At 45.1% G+C, this 17793-nt stretch carries 16 protein-coding genes; 4 read left to right on the top strand and 12 right to left on the bottom strand.

The window, feature by feature from the left end; genetic code table 11:
- Nucleotides 1–56 precede the first annotated feature (56 nt).
- From prpF to NHN17_RS16770, 5 genes are all read right to left on the bottom strand, one after another.
- Entirely contained in the window at nucleotides 57–1268 is a 1212-nt protein-coding gene (gene prpF / locus NHN17_RS16790; protein WP_255043787.1) for a 2-methylaconitate cis-trans isomerase PrpF, read from the bottom strand.
- Nucleotides 1269–1278: 10 nt separating this feature from the next.
- Nucleotides 1279–3864 carry a Fe/S-dependent 2-methylisocitrate dehydratase AcnD gene (gene acnD / locus NHN17_RS16785; RefSeq protein WP_255043786.1) on the bottom strand — a complete coding sequence of 862 codons (2586 nt, stop codon included), beginning with the start codon at nucleotides 3862–3864 and terminating at the stop codon, nucleotides 1279–1281.
- A 79-nt stretch (nucleotides 3865–3943) separates the two neighbouring features.
- Nucleotides 3944–5119 carry a bifunctional 2-methylcitrate synthase/citrate synthase gene (prpC, locus tag NHN17_RS16780; protein WP_255043785.1) on the bottom strand — a complete coding sequence of 392 codons (1176 nt, stop codon included), beginning with the start codon at nucleotides 5117–5119 and terminating at the stop codon, nucleotides 3944–3946.
- A 158-nt stretch (nucleotides 5120–5277) separates the two neighbouring features.
- Entirely contained in the window at nucleotides 5278–6147 is an 870-nt protein-coding gene (gene prpB, locus NHN17_RS16775; RefSeq protein ID WP_255043784.1) for a methylisocitrate lyase, read from the bottom strand.
- The gene (locus tag NHN17_RS16770; protein WP_255043783.1) at nucleotides 6144–6857 is read right to left on the bottom strand and encodes a GntR family transcriptional regulator; all 714 of its coding nucleotides are present in this window, start codon (nucleotides 6855–6857) and stop codon (nucleotides 6144–6146) included. The genes prpB and NHN17_RS16770 overlap by 4 nt, the downstream gene beginning before the upstream one ends.
- Before the next feature lie 95 nt (nucleotides 6858–6952).
- On the opposite strand from NHN17_RS16770, the gene NHN17_RS16765 reads away from it, so the two are divergent.
- Nucleotides 6953–7093, top strand: a complete 141-nt coding sequence (locus tag NHN17_RS16765) for a hypothetical protein (RefSeq protein WP_255043782.1) — start codon at nucleotides 6953–6955, stop codon at nucleotides 7091–7093.
- A gap of 2 nt (nucleotides 7094–7095) precedes the next feature.
- On the opposite strand, the gene NHN17_RS16760 is transcribed toward NHN17_RS16765, so the two are convergent.
- Entirely contained in the window at nucleotides 7096–7986 is an 891-nt protein-coding gene (locus NHN17_RS16760; RefSeq protein ID WP_255043781.1) for a DMT family transporter, read from the bottom strand.
- Between the two features lie 377 nt (nucleotides 7987–8363).
- On the opposite strand from NHN17_RS16760, the gene NHN17_RS16755 reads away from it, so the two are divergent.
- On the top strand, nucleotides 8364–8819 hold the full coding sequence (locus NHN17_RS16755) for a hotdog fold domain-containing protein (RefSeq protein ID WP_255043780.1): 456 nt from the start codon (nucleotides 8364–8366) through the stop codon (nucleotides 8817–8819).
- Between the two features lie 120 nt (nucleotides 8820–8939).
- Here the strand turns inward: NHN17_RS16755 and NHN17_RS16750 are convergent, their stop codons facing one another.
- Both NHN17_RS16750 and NHN17_RS16745 read right to left on the bottom strand, forming a co-directional pair.
- The gene (locus tag NHN17_RS16750) at nucleotides 8940–9347 is read right to left on the bottom strand and encodes a hypothetical protein (RefSeq protein WP_255043779.1); all 408 of its coding nucleotides are present in this window, start codon (nucleotides 9345–9347) and stop codon (nucleotides 8940–8942) included.
- 236 nt (nucleotides 9348–9583) lie between these two features.
- A complete protein-coding gene (locus tag NHN17_RS16745) occupies nucleotides 9584–10123 on the bottom strand; it encodes a 3'-5' exonuclease (protein WP_255043778.1) in 540 nt (179 codons plus the stop codon).
- A gap of 356 nt (nucleotides 10124–10479) precedes the next feature.
- Between NHN17_RS16745 and NHN17_RS16740 the strand changes: the two genes are divergently transcribed.
- The gene (locus NHN17_RS16740; RefSeq protein WP_255043777.1) at nucleotides 10480–11289 is read left to right on the top strand and encodes a polysaccharide lyase family 20 protein; all 810 of its coding nucleotides are present in this window, start codon (nucleotides 10480–10482) and stop codon (nucleotides 11287–11289) included.
- 197 nt (nucleotides 11290–11486) lie between these two features.
- Here the strand turns inward: NHN17_RS16740 and NHN17_RS16735 are convergent, their stop codons facing one another.
- The 4 genes from NHN17_RS16735 to NHN17_RS16720 all read right to left on the bottom strand — a co-directional run bounded on the left by NHN17_RS16735 (nucleotide 11487) and on the right by NHN17_RS16720 (nucleotide 17310).
- Nucleotides 11487–12755 (bottom strand): M20 family metallo-hydrolase, encoded by a 1269-nt coding sequence (locus NHN17_RS16735; RefSeq protein ID WP_255043776.1) that lies wholly within the window; start codon nucleotides 12753–12755, stop codon nucleotides 11487–11489.
- Between the two features lie 14 nt (nucleotides 12756–12769).
- Nucleotides 12770–14035 carry a C4-dicarboxylate transporter DcuC gene (gene dcuC / locus NHN17_RS16730; RefSeq protein ID WP_255043775.1) on the bottom strand — a complete coding sequence of 422 codons (1266 nt, stop codon included), beginning with the start codon at nucleotides 14033–14035 and terminating at the stop codon, nucleotides 12770–12772.
- Nucleotides 14036–14460: 425 nt separating this feature from the next.
- Complete coding sequence (locus NHN17_RS16725) at nucleotides 14461–16185, bottom strand: amidase family protein (RefSeq protein WP_255043774.1); 1725 nt, start codon at nucleotides 16183–16185, stop codon at nucleotides 14461–14463.
- A 531-nt stretch (nucleotides 16186–16716) separates the two neighbouring features.
- On the bottom strand, nucleotides 16717–17310 hold the full coding sequence (locus tag NHN17_RS16720) for a cytochrome b (protein WP_255043773.1): 594 nt from the start codon (nucleotides 17308–17310) through the stop codon (nucleotides 16717–16719).
- Between the two features lie 140 nt (nucleotides 17311–17450).
- Between NHN17_RS16720 and NHN17_RS16715 the strand changes: the two genes are divergently transcribed.
- Nucleotides 17451–17615: a hypothetical protein gene (locus tag NHN17_RS16715; protein ID WP_255043772.1), complete on the top strand. Its 165-nt coding sequence runs from the start codon at nucleotides 17451–17453 to the stop codon at nucleotides 17613–17615.
- Nucleotides 17616–17793 lie beyond the last annotated feature (178 nt).

Below are 17793 nucleotides of genomic sequence, written 5' to 3'. Positions count from 1 at the left end.
ATAAGTAGTTGATCAAGTATTTATGTAGGTTGGTATTATTTAGGCTGACTTAAATGCTATTTGTCGAAAACTGCCGTGGGGACGCGGACAAAGCCCTCCATCAAAATGCGCGCACTGCGACTCATAATGACTTTCTCGACACTCCATCCCTGTTCCGACAATTTGGCCTGTGCACCTACCTTCAATGTTCCGGACGGATGACCGAACGTCACCGACTCTCTCTCTCCACCGCCTGCGGCCAAGTTCACCAACGTGCCCGGTACACAGGCAGCAGAAGCAATAGCGACGGCTGCTGTTCCCATCATGGCATGGTGAAGTTTGCCCATCGACAACGCACGTACCAATACATCAACATCACACCCAGCCACTTCTTTACCGCTCGATGACAGATATGTTTGAGGCTTGGAGACAAAAGCGACTTTCGGCGTATGCTGGCGGGTCTCAGCTTCTTCTAGACAAGTAATTAGCCCCATCTTCAATGCCCCATAAGCTCGGATGCGCTCGAACGTCGCCAATGCTTTTTCATCATTGTTGATGTCATTCTGCAGTTCGGTACCGATATAGCCCAGTGACTCAGCATGGATAAAAATTGTTGGGATCCCGGCATTGATCAAAGTGGCATTGAACGTACCAACATCCGGTACTTCCAGATCATCGACCAGATAGCCCGTGGGAAACATTGAGCCACTACTATCCGCCGGATCCATGAAGTCCACCTGTATTTCAGCCGCAGGGAAGGTCACACCGTCAAGCACGAATTCACCCGTTTCCTGTACAAATCCATTCACAACAGGTACGTGTATCACGATAGTTTTCTCAATATTGGCCTGCCAAACACGAACTGCAACGACACCGTTGTCAGGAATACGTTCTTTGGCAATCAAACCGGCATGAATAGCAAAAGGTCCTACCGCCGCAGATAAATTGCCACAGTTCCCGCTCCAATCGACAAAAGGTTTATCAATCGAGACCTGGCCAAACAGATAATCGACATCGTGATCCGCTTTGCTGCTTTTCGATACAATGACGGTTTTGCTGGTGCTCGACGTGGCCCCGCCCATACCATCAATTTGTTTGGCATAAGGATCCGGACTACCGATAACCCGCAACAGTAATTGATCTCTGGCTTCGCCTGCCACTTGAGCGTCAGGTGGCAAATCGGCCAAATTAAAGAACACCCCTTTGCTAGTGCCACCACGCATATAAGTGGCCGGAATTTTCATTTGTGACTGTAATTGGGCTTGGTATGAGGCGTTTGATTTTGTCATGGTCCTCTCCCTATTGAGCCAAGAAGTCTTGAGCAAAACGTTGTAATACACCACCAGCCTGATAAACCGACACTTCGTCAGCCGTATCAAGACGGCAGGTTACCGGTACATCAACTTTTTCACCGTTAGCACGAGTCACGACCAAGGCTAAATCTGCACCTGGCTGGATCTCTCCGACAACGTCGTACAACTCCGTTCCATCAAGCTCTAAAGTATTGCGGTCAACACCTGGCTTAAACTGCAACGGCAACACCCCCATACCCACTAGGTTTGTGCGGTGGATACGCTCAAACCCTTCGGCCACAATGGCTTCGACACCAGCAAGACGCACCCCTTTTGCCGCCCAGTCACGAGACGATCCCTGACCATAGTCTGCGCCGGCCACCACAATCAAAGGCTGCTTGCGGTTCATATAGGTTTCAATCGCTTCCCACATGCGAGTCACCTTGCCTTCCGGCTCGATCCGAGCCAAAGAGCCCTGCACCACCTCGCCATTTTCTTTAACCATTTCATTAAACAATTTCGGGTTGGCGAACGTCGCTCGCTGAGCGGTTAAGTGATCCCCACGATGTGTCGCATAAGAGTTAAAATCCTCTTCCGGCACGTCCATCTTGGCGAGGTATTCACCCGCGGCACTTGAGGCCAGAATGGCATTAGATGGAGATAAGTGGTCGGTGGTAATATTATCGCCCAATACCGCCAGCGGACGCATACCCGACAAGGTGCGCTCACCGGCCAACGCCCCTTCCCAGTATGGCGGTCGACGAATGTAGGTACTCATAGGACGCCAGTCATACAGGGGGTTGCTATTACGTTGTTCATCATGCAGTTTGAACATCTGGATGTAGACTTGATTGAACTGCTCTGGCTTAACATGCTGGCCGACAACCGCATCGATCTCCTCATCACTCGGCCACAAGTCATTGAGATAAATTGGATTGCCTTTACTATCAATACCTAGAGTGTCACGTTCGATATCAAATCGAATCGTGCCCGCTAGCGCATAGGCAACCACTAGAGGCGGTGATGCCAAAAACGCTTGCTTGGCATATGGATGAATACGACCATCAAAGTTTCTGTTACCCGACAGAACAGCCGTTGAGTAGAGATCACGGTCAATGATCTCCTGCTGGATATCAGGATCAAGCACACCACTCATGCCGTTACAGGTGGTGCAGGCGTAACCGACAATACCAAAGCCCAGCTTTTCCATTTCAGTCAGCAAGCCGGCTTCTTCCAAGTACAACTTGGCCACTTTAGAACCCGGCGCAAAGGAAGACTTCACCCAGGGTTTACGAACTAAACCCAACTCATTGGCTTTCTTGGCTAACAGTCCGGCTGCGACAACGTTACGTGGGTTACTGGTGTTGGTACAAGATGTAATAGCCGCGATAATAACCGCGCCATCCGGCAGCTCGCCAGCCTTCTCTTCCCACTGACCAGATATCCCACGTGAGGCAAGTTCGGATGTTGGTAAGCGACGGTGAGGGTTAGAGGGTCCAGCCATATTGCGTGACACTGAGGATAAATCGAATTCAAGTACACGTTCGTAGACGGCGCTATCGAGCGAGTCGGCCCATAAACCGGTTTGCTTGGCGTACTGCTCCACCAGTGCAACTTGCTGTTCGTCACGGCCGGTGAGCTTGAGGTAATTAATGGTCTGCTCATCGATATAGAACATCCCCGCCGTTGCGCCATATTCTGGCGTCATATTTGAGATAGTTGCCCTATCGCCAATGGTGAGATCACGTGCCCCTTCGCCAAAAAATTCTAAGTAGCATGAAACAACACGCTCATTGCGAAGGAACTCGGTAATCGCCAACACGATATCTGTTGCGGTAATACCCGGTTGGCGTTTACCGGTCAGGTTAACACCGACAATATCCGGCAAGCGCATCATAGAAGGACGCCCCAGCATGACAGTCTCTGCCTCAAGCCCGCCGACACCAATGGCAATTACCCCCAAGGAATCGACATGCGGTGTATGGCTGTCGGTGCCGACACACGTATCCGGGTAAGCTATGCCATTCTTGGCCTGCACCACGGGCGACATTTTCTCCAGGTTGATCTGATGCATGATGCCGTTACCCGCGGGGATCACGCTAACGTTCTCAAAGGCAGTTTTACACCACTCGATAAAATGGAAGCGATCTTCGTTACGGCGCTCTTCGATTGCACGGTTCTTATCAAATGCCTCAGGATCAAAGCCTGCATGTTCAACCGCCAGAGAATGGTCGACAATCAATTGCGTTTCCACCACAGGGTTCACTTTTGCCGGGTCGCCACCTTGCAGCGCAATCGCATCCCGCAGCCCCGCCAAGTCGACTAAAGCTGTTTGCCCTAAAATATCATGGCAAACCACTCGTGCTGGATACCACGGGAAATCAAGATCGCGCTTACGCTCGATGATTTGTTTCAAGCAATCTGTCAGCGAATCAGGCTCACAACGTCTGACCAATTGCTCAGCCAATACGCGTGACGTGTAAGGGAGGGTTTCATAAGCACCGGGCGATATATCATTGACGGCTTCTTGGGTATCGAAGAAATCAAGCCCGCTGCCAACAAGAGGCTTACGGTATTTGGTATTCATAGTCATAATCTACATCCGTGAATGTTCTGCTCGCAGACCTTGAGATGTCGAAGACATTAATTTATCCCAAGGTCTGAATTAAGCGTTAACTGCGCGCTTCAATCGGCAGCCAATCCTGATGCTCCGGTCCTTCGTAATCCGCACTCGGTCGTATAATTCGGTTATTGGCGCGCTGCTCGTATACGTGGGCCGCCCAGCCAGTTACTCGGCTCATAACGAAAATAGGGGTAAACAGCTTGGTCGGTATCCCCATAAAGTGATAAGCCGAGGCATGGAAAAAGTCTGCATTACAAAATAGTCCTTTCTCCCGCTTCATCACCTGTTCAACACGTTCAGACACCGCATACAAATGGGTGTCACCAACATCAGTAGACAGTTTTTCCGACCATGCTTTAATTAAAGCATTGCGGGGATCAGACTCACGATAAATCGCGTGGCCAAAGCCCATTATTTTGTCTTTGTTGGCTAGCATCTCCATGATTCCAGCTTCGGCTTCATCAGGTGTCTGCCATTTCTCAATCATTGCCATTGCCGCCTCGTTGGCACCACCATGTAGGGGGCCACGCAAGCTACCGATAGCAGCCGTTATACAGGAGTGAAGATCAGATAATGTTGAGGCACAAACTCGGGCGGTAAATGTAGAGGCATTGAATTCATGCTCGGCATACAGCACCAACGAGCAATGCATAACTTGCTTATGCAGCTCGGACGGGGACTTGTCTGTTAGCATTTCGAGGAAATAGCCCCCAATGCTATCTTCGTTACTCTTGGCGGTATCAATACGTACACCGTCATGGCTGTAGCGATACCAGTAACAGATAATTGCCGGAAGTATCGCCAGCAGCTTGTCTGTTTTTTCATCCTGCTGAGAAAAATCTCGCTCCTGATCAATATTACCGAGCATAGAGCAACCGGTGCGCATGACATCCATAGGATGGGCATCGGCAGGGATTGTTTCTAATACCAATTTTAATGCTTCAGGTAATCCTCTGAAATCCATTAACGCTTGTTTATATTGTTGTAATTCTTGTTTATTCGGAAGTTGGCCTTTTAATAATAAATAAGCAACTTCTTCAAACTCAGCATTATTGGCTAAATCGGTAATGTCATAGCCGCGATAAGTAAGCCCCGTCCCCGATTGACCTACCGTGCATAGCGCCGTGACACCCGCACTTTGCCCTCGCAACCCTGCTCCACCAATGGCGCTATCTTTAGATTCTTTTCCGTCCTTCTTTACATCAGCTACGGCTATAGCAGTCATAGCAGACTCCTTCTTTAGTTAAGTTCACGTATTGAATAATTTGAGTGTGCTCTTTTTAGGTAATTCTTTATTTCCATTCTTTTTATAGATAAAGAGGCACCCAGAGCATATTCCACCCTGTCTTTATATTTATTATTAGTTTTAGCTTAAATTCGTTATTAAGGCTGCTTGAATAATTTGTCTAAGGTTTGTTCGTAGTCGTGATAACCCAAATATTGATAAAGCTCTTCACGGGTTTGCATTTGATCAACGACATTACGCTGGTGACCATCTTTTAATAAATGTTGGTAAACATTCAGCGCTGCTAGGTTCATCGCCCGAAATGCAGACAGTGGATAGAGCACCATATCAACACCGCACTCGGCAAGTTCATCGGCGCTAAACAAAGGCGTTTGACCGAACTCGGTTATGTTAGCCAAGATGGGGACGTCTACTGCGTCTGAAAACTGTTGGTATTGCTCTAGTGTGTTTATTGCTTCCGGGAAAATCATATCTGCCCCAGCTTCAACACAGGCTTGAGCTCGCTCTATCGCTGATTCCATCCCCTCGACAGCCAGTGCATCGGTTCGCGCCATAATCACAAAATCATTATCAACCCTGGCATCGACGGCCGCCTTAATCCTATCAACCATTTCCTGCTGGCTAACAATGGCTTTGTTAGGGCGATGTCCGCAGCGCTTCTGTGCAACCTGATCTTCCATATGGACAGCAGCGGCCCCACTACGCTCCATTTCTTTAATGGTTCTCGCAATATTAAATGCACCGCCAAATCCAGTATCAATATCAACCATTAAAGGTAGATTCGTACAAGCGGTGATACGACGGACATCTTCCACCACATCGTTCAAGGTAGTGATACCTAAATCTGGCAAGCCGTATGACGCATTAGCTATCCCGCCGCCAGAAAGATATATCGCCTGGTGACCCACTTGCTCTGCCATCATCGCGCAATACGGATTGACCGTACCGACAATCTGTAACGGATTATTGTTGGCAACCGCTTGGCGGAAGCGTTTCCCTGGACTCATGAGACTTTCTCCTTATCCTGCTTCAATTTCTGTTCAATTAATAGACGGCTTCGCATAATGTGGCGCCGCATCAACATTTCTGCCAACTCCGCATCACGCTCTTTCAACGCGCCAAGAAGATGGAAGTGTTCTTTTAGGGCTTGCTCTGGACGAGAATGAGAACGCTGCGACTGGTATCGGTACATTCGCAACAAGTGATAAAGCTCATCACAAAGCAAACTGATCAGCTTGGTGTTTCGACTGGCTTTGATGACCCTATAGTGAAAATCAAAATCCCCCTGCTGATGAAAATACGATGCACCTTCAACTTGCTCTATATGTTGATGATGGGCATCGAGCAACTCTTCTAATCCGATAAGTTCTTCGTCTGTAATGTATTCGCAGGCAAGCCTTGCTGCCATACCTTCAAGAGCTTCGCGCACCGAATAGATCTCAATGAGCTTTTCTTGGCTTAAGGCAACTACCCGTGCACCGACATGTGGAATACGTTCAACCAATCCCATTGACTCTAAGCGCATCATTGCTTCACGAAGCGGCCCTCGGCTTACGCCATAATGCTTAGCCAACTCTGGCTCTGAAATCTTGCTGCCTGCCGGATAACTACCGCTCACAATCTGATCAATCAACTGCTCAGTCAGGTTTTCTGACTTAGTGCCTTCTTTTTCACTGTGACTGTCGACACTTTTCAATTTCAAATCTTGTTTACTCATCTTGATTGTCAACAACTTATTAACTTTTGAACAAATTTAGCGCTAAAAATCCGCACTTACAAGTTAATTGTTAACAAAATGTATTAGACCTTAGTATGGATTGTCGACAATCTAGGAAAAAAGACGATGGGCGATGGGCGATGGGCGATGGGCGATGGGCGATGGGCGATGGGCGATGGGTAGAATGTAAAACAGAGTTGCCTGCTGCAACCCTGTTTCTTGTTTTCTCATTGTGAGACTAGGCGGTGGCCATATTGTCGGTTGATACCGGCTTTGGTTTACGCTGGGCCAGAATGACCCCTGAAAGCACCATACCTCCACCAATATAGTGGTAAACCGCTAGCTGCTCGCCCAATGTGACACTGGCAATAATAGCTGTAAGGACTGGCATCAGGTTCATGAACATGGCTGTCCGATCAGCACCTAATATTTCGATACCTTTCAACCAGCACCATGGTGCCAATACCGAAGCAGGCAGCGCGGCATACATGATCAAGGGCAATGATTCACCGGTGATCGCCATTCGCTCACTACTAATCAGCATTGGCGTTAACAAAATAACAGCAAATAGTCCTTGTACATAAACAGACTGCCAATTATTCAATGGCATTTTCCAACGCTTCAATAAAACGCAGTAAAGTGCATAAACAAAGGCTGCGATCATCAACAGAGCATCACCTTGTTTAATACCTTGAGACGTCAGCGTACTGACATCACCTTGACCTAGCATAAACACCAAACCAGCCAGCGATAGTACTGCGCCAACCATAGCAATAGGTAACAAACGTTGACCTAGTATCGGTACGCTCAGGAACATACTGATCAAGGGCACAAGTGAAATAATAAGTGCCATATTGGTCGCTGTCGTCGTCGCAGCAGCAAAATAACCCAGCGACTGGTTGAGCACCATGCCCAGCAAAGCTAAGAATGCCAGCTTAGATAAGTGCGGTTTAATTTGATTACGCTTGCGCCATACAGAAGGCATGACAAAGGGGGTTAATACCATCATGGCAAAACACCAGCGATAAAAAGAGATTGCTCCAGGATCAATCACGCTATACGACAATTTGTTAACGATGGCATTCCCTGCCCAAATAATGACAGTCAATAGAGGAAATAAGTAGAACATGGTTTGCCTTTTAAATTGATTACGTGGGGATTGTGTCACGTCACCTTACAAATAAATATCTCTAAACAGACATAGTGAGTCTATTGTCAGACATTTGTATCGTTACGCTAAAAATCCACGCAACTCCCTCTGCTTTGAAAGACACAGAAAACCATTTAATAATTTGAAAAATAAACAAAAAAAGCAGGGTACATTATTTACTATCCAATTAATTCCCCAAAAGAAAGAGTGATCTATCTCACAGGAAATTAATGGCTAGTATTAACAGAATTGAATTCCCCTCTATAAATTGCCGGATTCAGCTTATGCTTGCATTCTGGTCCGACCAGACTATAACTACAGTATGCCCTTCAGCCACTTTGAAAAAGGACATTTCAATGCGTAAAAACCTCAAGATCTATAACCAAATGAACCGCCTGCCCTTTGGTGACAAGCTGTTCAGCTTTGTTGTCTGCCGTCTTGCCCCTTATTTCGGTTCAATCAAACCCAAGGTGACAGTATTGCAACCCGGTTATGCAGAGGTCACCATTAAAAAGCGCCGCCGGGTGACAAATCATTTAAATACTGTACATGCCATAGCAATGTGCAACATGGCTGAACTGGCAGGTGGAATGATGACAGATGTTTCAGTACCAGTAAAAAGTCGCTGGATCCCTGTAGGAATGACCGTTGAGTATTTAAAGAAAGCCAAAACGGATCTAACTGCACATGCACAAGGGGATAATATCGATTGGAAGACGGAAGGAGACAAACTTGTTCCCGTAGAGATCAAAGATACTAAAGGGAACTTGGTCTTTCGGGCTGAAATAACAATGAATATAAGATTTACTTGATAGTTACAACCTTAATAGCGACCACCTTAATAACTACTACCTAGATATCCACGACTTAATATATGTAACCTTGATAAGTAGCATGGCGCAAAATCATTATTGCGCCATGTTCTAATATGATTAATCGGTCAAGGAAAGCTCAACATTGACTTGATTAGAATCAGGAAGCCAATGGAACATATAGTTAAATAGCTGCTTTTCATCCATCTTTGCTAATTTGCCATGTATGAAAGAACTCATATCAATTAAGTGATCTACTTTTGCCACTGGCTGATAGGGCTCTTTAAACCGGCGCCATAGGTCAGAATGATTGACATAAAAATTGGCAGCCGCAACTGCTTCCTCAAATGTAGCGTGCTCAGATATCAACCTTGGCCCATCCCAAGTTGCACCATCGAGTACACACACACCTATTTCCCCTGACTCCTCGTAGGTTAGCTCATCCACATAAGGGACATTCCACCAACGAATGAGTTCTTCACATGAACGTTGCTCATTGAGTTTATCTGAGGAGGGAAACTCATCCATATTGAGTCTATTCCGAACCGGAATCTGACACGTTGTAAAATCCATAACCAACAACTTGCATATTTATATTTTTGCATAATGTTAGCTATATTGATTTATTTGTCAATTAACTTTTTGGATAAAACATTGAAAAATTATAATCTTATCGAAAATATATTCTATTTTTCACGTCAAAAATGTCCTTTAAGGAACATTCCCACCACTAGATAACCAAAGCGACCAATGCCACCTTTTCTTTAATCGTTAAGAAAAAGTGTTTTGGCTAATCGAGCTAAATTATAGGCATCATCATAACCAGAATGCTGACGCCCTTCCCATTCGATACCCACCATATCCATCGCTGCTCGCTGTCCGCAGCGCTTTTTTGTGACGTGTCGCTGCAGTCTAAACAAAGTCGCCAAGTTTAAGTATTCATCAAATGGCACTTTCAGACCTTTTTCTTCACACTCTTTGCGAAGAATGATGTCATCACGCCCCCATGCGGCATAGATTTTATGTCGGCCACCGAACTTCTGCTCAACTGATTTCAAAATATGTCCAAGTGGCTTGCCATTTTTATCAACCACCTCAGGCTTAATGCCTGTCAGCTCGGTACAGAAGGGGGAAACTTCATCATTATCCGGTTTTACAAAATACTGAGCTCGGCGCACAATCTCACCGTTATTCAGATCAAGCTCTGCAACGCCAATCTCAATGATCTCACCTGTTCTGGACTCGCGGCCATCATTCCAACAGCACATTTCGAGGTCAAAACACACAATACGGTTAAAATTCATCTTACTTCCGGATATCACTCTATAACTGGCACGAAGGATAGCATTTAGCGACGGGTTAGCCAAAAAGTGATGGGGAAGAAGATGCAGGCTAACCCTTTGTTAACAAGGTAGGTCGCTGTAATCTTTAGGATTCAGGCTATGCGACAACCCACTTCACACTCAAAGCCCACGACTCGGAATGTGTCGGTAAATACCAGCATCGTATATTTGATACTTTCTTGATTGGTACTTGGGTGGATATAATTGACGCCTTTGAATCCAAATTTGATGTCGCTCATGATCTAGGTGCAAACAAGGGCGCCCCATGAAAAGATTATTTATCACTTAGGACAAAATTTTAGAGGTAAAGACGCTCAATGCCAGAACAAACCATACCGTTGTTGCTAAAGTCGCTCCTGTTACTCTTCAGTGTGGCGTCTTTTACTATTTATGCTTCCCCAGAACTCACATGTCCTCAACCTGATTACTCTAAAGACTTATTGCATCAACGAAGCAGTGACTTTTCGAGCCTGGATGATTGGGGAAGACACTTCTCTTACCCACATTCAGCGCAGTTAGTCAGCGACCCTGTGAACCCGAGCAATACATCATTAAGAATGACACTGCACCAAGGCGACGTTTATACAACACGCTCAGGAGAACATTTTCGTGCTGAAGTCTATGAGCGATATAGAGCTCAGTTTGAACAACCCATGTACTATCGTTTTAAAGTTTTAATTCCAGATGAGTGGGAGTTTGCGGATGTTCGGGCATTGATCGCGCAGTGGCATGCCACGCCGGACCGCCATTTAGGTGAAATAAGCCGAAGCCCTAATTTAGGCATAGAACTGCGTAACGATCGTTTTCTGATTCGCAGTCAAACGAGCAAGTTACCTATTAATGAACACAACAAAGAGGGCATGACTCGTATCCAACATTTTGTGAGTAAAACAGTTAAGAGAAATCATTGGTACACCTTTGAGATACAGGTGAACTGGACTCACCAGGATACAGGATTTTTAAGGGTTGCTATTAATGGAAAGAAAGTTGTCGATTATCAAGGTGAGACAAGTTATCACGATTGCTTGGGGCCTTACTTTAAAATGGGGATTTATCGTGATGATACCCCAAACACGTTCCAAATCTATTTTGATGATTATCAAAGAAAACCATTAATGAAGCGTTGAGCTCTTTCGAGAAAACGCCATTAAACGTGTCACTGTTAAGCGCTTTTTCTATGAACAGATAACTGGAGGGATAGCGAGTAACTGCGGCTTAACCGGCTGCGCATTATTTCCCTCATGGGGCTGCGCGCCCCCGTGCGTAATTGGGATTAACAGCATTTCGACACAATTTCACTTCCTTGCTTGATTCAATTATCAACCTATAGCTCAAACTTAAAACGACGGTCCCGCTCATCTATCATGCGTATCATGTCCACAAGCAGATTTGCTGCAGTCGCAATATCAGATAGCTCGGTATGCTCTTCCTTGTGATGACTGATACCGTTTTTTGATGGCACAAATATCATCGCAGCAGGCATAACCTGAGACATGTACATCGCGTCGTGGCCGGCTCCGCTGTTCATCCTGATGAAATTGAGATCGGCATTAATGGCACATAACTCCGTAATGCTGGCAAGCTCAGTACTCAGTACAACAGGCCTATCATGTGACAACTCACTGATCTCAATTCGCACTTTCTCGGTTTCAGAAACGGTAAGGGCGTAATCTTTAAATCCGTTAATAATGCGTTCAATTGAGGCGACATCTACACCCCGGATGTCTACATAAAACTCAACATCACCCGCTATCACATTGATAGCATTCGGGGCAATCTGCATCCTGCCGACTGTCCCGACTGACCCATAACTAGCTTCAGCACAAGCTAACTCTGATATCTTCGCGATAATTTTGGCACTCGCGACAACAGCATCCTGCCGCATGCCCATTGGTGTTGCACCAGAATGATCGCTGTGGCCTGTCACATCAACACGGTAACGACTAGGCGCAGCGATACCCTCAACAATGCCTATCTGTGCACCTAACGTTTCTAAAACGCGGCCCTGCTCAATATGTAATTCAATAAAGGCGTGATATTTAGATGGGTTAAGCGCGCTATCCGAAATTCGTTTGGCTGGATACTGAAGCGCTCTCATCGCATCAAACACGTTCATGCCTTTATTATCAGAGTTCGATTTCCATTTTAAATAATCGGCTTGACCCGTCATGTTTTTTGAGCCCATACAGGCAAACCCAAATCTGCTCGACTCTTCTGCCCTGAAGACGATCAGTTCCAGATCATGCTCTAATTCAAAATCTTTAAATTGAAGTAAGGCATAGAGGCTTGCAAGAACACCAGCAACACCATCGTACTGACCGCCATTGGGCACCGTATCCAAGTGTGAGCCAGTAGCAATACGCGGTGCAGTCCAGTTACGACCACGCCGTTTACAGTACAGGTTACCCATGAGGTCCCAGCGAACACTGAGACCTTGTGACTGAGCAAATTCAGCCAAGGCATGATGAGCGTGTTCATCAACGTCTGAGTAAGCAAGTCGATTCATCCCTTCATCTGTCAAACCATAGTGATTAATCTGAGAAAATGCGTCTAAAAACCACTTCTCTCCCTTTAATGATTTATCGATAAACACATCTGCCTCCTTACTTATACAAACACGACGGCGGTAACCATTACCGATACGACCATAATTGGAGCGGTTCGCCTAACTATTTCAATCGGAGAACATTTCGCTAACCCTGCCGCTAAAATCACTGCACCTGCTATTGGGGACATTGTCCTTCCAAGCGCACCAGATAAACTAGATAACGTCCCAAGATCGATAATAGTCATACCGAACTGCTCGGATGAAGGCGTGACGGCCTCGTTGAACGCGAATGCCGCTGCATCACCAGAGCCCGAGATCACACCCAATAGAAACGGTCCCAACGAGCCGCCCCACCGAGCCAGCTCCGTATACTGCGTCAAAATATCAATCAGGCTGTCCACCAAACCGACACTGCGCAAACCCGTACTGAACACGGTTGCCGATATTATCAACCCCATCACAGTACCGTAGCTTTGTCCCGCACCATCAAAAAAGGAAGTGACCACCTTTTCCGTTTTTCGTAGATTGCCAGTCACTAGGATACAAACGACAGTCCCGATCAACATAGCCTGCGGTACCTGTGTTTCTATTGCCGGCCACACGGTACGTCCACCAAAAAGGATCACTAAAGGCAAAAACGGTGCCATAGCAGGTAGCACTCTTGGGCGAAATCCTTCTTCAAACTGCAAGGCACGGTTATCCACCACTTTGCTGATATCTTTACGCCAAAATGCCGTTAGGGTAATTCCCACAACAGTCAGCCCGCACAACATAAAAAGTCTATTTGCGTTTTGTAAAACGACATCAACAGGGTTATCTAGACCTGCTAGCTCACTGATGAAAACATTGTGGCTGAGATCGGGGTTACCAAACGAAGCAAAAGTACCTATGACGACAGACGCCGCTGCCATTGCCGGTGCAACACCTGCGCGAATAGCAAATGGGATAAGTACCGCACCAACACTGGCTGTACAACCTGCCGCACTGGGGATCGCAACGTTGACGGCCATGGTGACAACCGTTACCGCTGGAACAAGAAAAACCCCCATCTTGGATAAAGGCTTAGAGAGTAAACCGACAAGGTGCTCATCACACCGAGTGGCACTGACAACCCCGGCAAACCCAATCCCCGAACAAATCGCCATTATCAGCGATCCCGTTGTCATTCGGCTGGCAAAGCTATCGAATGCCGACATTGGATCTAACGATACACACGCCAATACGAGACCGCCGATGAGTAAAACCGTGCGTGGTTCATACTGTTTGATCAGGGCATATACTGTTACTGCGATGACAAGCAGGCCAATTATTTCTTGAATCAACATAAACGTCCTTATTTATATCTAGAGTTAATAATCCTTTCAACACCATATTACCGGTGCTAGTTCCTGATCTGTCTATATGAGTCAGGTGACAGATTTAAATAAATAACTCGATGTTATAGCGCCAATTCATCCTGTATTGGCGTTAATGCTGCCTCCTTCATCATTTTGTAACTCCGTTATCCCATAAAAAGAGTAAGCATACCGTGTCCATTCATTGATAAATGGTTATTCAATTTTTGAGGTTCTCTATAGCAAGATCACTTTCAAATATTGCAAGGAAACAGAGATAAGATAAAAGTGTAAATATATCAGGATCTTAACCGTTTAATATCATGACATTAGAATATGACATATAAATTTCAATATTTACCTGTCAAGCATAAAGTCGCCTTGACGACTTTATGCTTAAACCTATAAAAATAAATTTAGTTCATCATTTTTTCATTGTAGGCCGGAGTGCGTAGTATACCTTGCTGTTGCACTGGTGGCGGTGTCATCGATGCATCAAGTTGTGGTTCCACACGAGGTGAATAAGCCTGCTCATAAGAGTATGCTAAAGCAAGCAAGGTACCTTCATCAAACTCTCGCCCCAACATCTCTAACCCAACAGGCAGGGATGAACCAGAGCCTGAATCAACATAGCCAACTGGCATCGTTAAAGCAGGGAAGCCAGTAAATGGGCTCAAACGGTTAGCAGATCCCGATTCGGTAGGGTTTCCCCCCCAGTCTCCCGCAATTCCGCTAATAGTCGGGTAGATAAGCACATCATATCTCTGCCCTAGGTAATCGCCATTTTCATCCTTATTATCCAGCGCTCTCAAAACTCTATAACGCACGAAATCAGGCCTTTCATGTACGTTTTTCAAATAAACATCGTTGTTCCAACGATCTTGACCCATTTGAGAATAGAAGTCGAAACTACCTGCACTTGATGGAAGGTATTCACCACTGCTATATACTTCTTCGAAAGAGCGGTAATGGTTATCTATTGCTGAAGACCAACTTTTTAAGTACTCAGTTAAGCTGTATGAAAATTCATAACGAGACAAACTTACGTAATCTGTAAGTATGATATTCAGATCTGGGATCGCCACATCTTCAATTATTGCCCCCAGCTTTTCCATATTATCCAAAGCCGCATCCATCGCACTTTGAACGTTTTGGTTGTCGGTTGACTCTCCGCTACCAAATAGATCTCTGACCACTCCAATTCGAGCACCAGATAATGCCTGACTATCGAGGTAAGATTCATAGTCAACCGCCCCCGTCACCACCATATATTCGAATGGGTTGCCCATCAGCTCAGAGTCAACCGCAAACTCTTTTCGTTGACCACTGTATTGGCTTGTATCGTAGCCAGTCATAGCTTCAAGAAATGTTGCACAGTCAGAGACGGAACGACACATTGGGCCTGCTGTATCTTGAAACGGGGCCAACGGCATAATGCCATCTTGTGACAATAAACGCATTGATGGGCGTAAACCAATCAGACCTTGGACACTAGAAGGAACGCGAATGGATCCTCCAGTATCAGTACCTATACCAACCAATGCCAAACTTCCTGACACAGCAGTACCTGTGCCCGAAGAAGAACCACCCGGCCCCTTACCAAGATCGTACACATTACGAGGCACTCCTCCTAGCAAGCTTCCACCTCTATATCCAAAAGCATATTCATGGAGATTAGCTTTACTTAGAATAATGCCGCCAGCTTGGCGAATTTGTTCGACAATAAAGGCATCCGTCTCTGGTTGGTTATTAGCTAATGCACCACCCGTTGTTAGCATATCCGATGTATTGATGTTGTCTTTGACTGTCACTGGAATACAATGCAAAGAGCCAGTAATTCCAGTTTCACTAAAGTTCTCATCAAGCGTTTTGGCACGTTCCACTGCAGCCTCGTTGACGCTAATAATCGCATTGAGTTCAGGGCCTTTGCGATCCATTGCGTTAATCCGTTCAACATAGGTATTAATAATTTGCTCACAGGTATGATTACCTGCTTTTAAAGCAGAATGAATATATGAAATCGAAGCTTCTTCTGGAGAAAAGTCAATTAAGTTTTTTTCATCGCTATTATTATTGCTTGATGATCCGTTACAACCTGTTAGTGCTAATATTACAAAAAGAGAAGAGGCTTTCAGTTTCATAAGTTTTCCCTATTACTTATACAATAATAAGTAAATTGCAAACCATATACCAACTGTAGATATTTTAAGAGCAAGAATAGAGAACAATGTAATCACTCACAAAAACCAGAAAATATCATATAAAATACAATAAATTAAATAAATTAAAGAAAGATATATCAATTATGAGACACTTTCCTTGTATGATAGAGCACTGAGGTAGTGCACTTGCACAATTTTAAAACACCTTTAATATCAATTAATTACTTTCAATCATCATGAGAGGCAATAGTTTATTCCAGAAATGACTTTTCTCTCAAAACTCATTTCTGGACAGAAAAAGTGACGCCGAGGGTTTATTTATATCCTTCGGAAACCTTTTGGTACCCCAAAACACAATCAGGCACAGCTGAACGCAGTGCCTGAATGACTTTTCTGCTGCATAGCCTATTTATACCTATAGCTGTGCCCCCTTCTGTATCATTACATTTGTCATTAATGTGACGACTATCTGTCATATTCAGAGGCAGCATAAGGGCATATTCTAGAAATTTACTCAGCCTTATTTATTTTCTTCGGCAACATGCGCGTAAGAGTATCATCTTTTTGCACGAAGTGATGGTATAGTGCCGCGCCAGCATGAACCGCAATTAGGATCCAGAGCACCCAAGCACCACTTATGTCTTTGTGGAAAAAGTCCCATTTCTTTTCCCAGGTATCCCAGTCGGTATTGAACAATGCCAAAATCCACTGACCCAGCCAAGTCTCATTAAATGTGGGGATTTGGAAAATTCCGTAGTCAATTGAACCGCCAAACCCAAACCAACCTGAAATTGGCATTGCGAACATAAAGAAGTACAGTAGCCAATGCATCCAATGAGCACTTTTTTGTTGCCATTTTGGCATTGGTGGCATCTGAGGTTGAACATTGAAAAACCTCCACCACACACGCAAACAGGCCCATAGAAGTACGCTAAACCCTACTGCAGCATGAATATTCAGGCTCGGACGAAACAATGCATCGTCTTTATCCAAAAACCAAATTTTGTAATACACAATCACATACGCGGCAAGGAAACATAGAGCTATCAACCAATGAAACCATTTGGCAAAGCTACCATAAGTTGTAACTGTATTCTTAATCATATTTTCTCCTCAGGTATAACAGAAACTCTAGACGCGATGACCTACTCCCCGCTTTCTAATTCAGTCACTACATAAAGCCGATAAATTAATGGTAGTAAACGAAATAGCGAGTACACCAATAAAAAACAAATATTTAAACCATGAAAAAATCAGCTCTAATTGCTACATCATCACTATTATTCGGATGTAACGGTAGCTCTGACACACCATTACTTAAACCTATTGCTGGTGGGATCATAGTGTATGTTACTGGAGACGACAGTAAGACCGCCTACCTATCCAATGTTGATGGCTCGGTCAATTGACAACCCCGGCACCACAAGTGAACGACAGTCTGTGACTCGAATTCAACAAGGGTGGTAACAAGCTCAATTCGTCAATGCCCCAAAACTCATTTGGGGAAAAACCCAGGGTGAGATCACGAACGTTTTCTGACCAAATTCTGTAAGTTTGACCGGCAGATCGATTTATGATCTTATACTC

This window comes from Photobacterium pectinilyticum, assembly GCF_024357955.1.
Taxonomy (GTDB): domain Bacteria; phylum Pseudomonadota; class Gammaproteobacteria; order Enterobacterales; family Vibrionaceae; genus Photobacterium; species Photobacterium pectinilyticum.
This window is presented reverse-complemented; position numbering and strand designations above follow the sequence as displayed.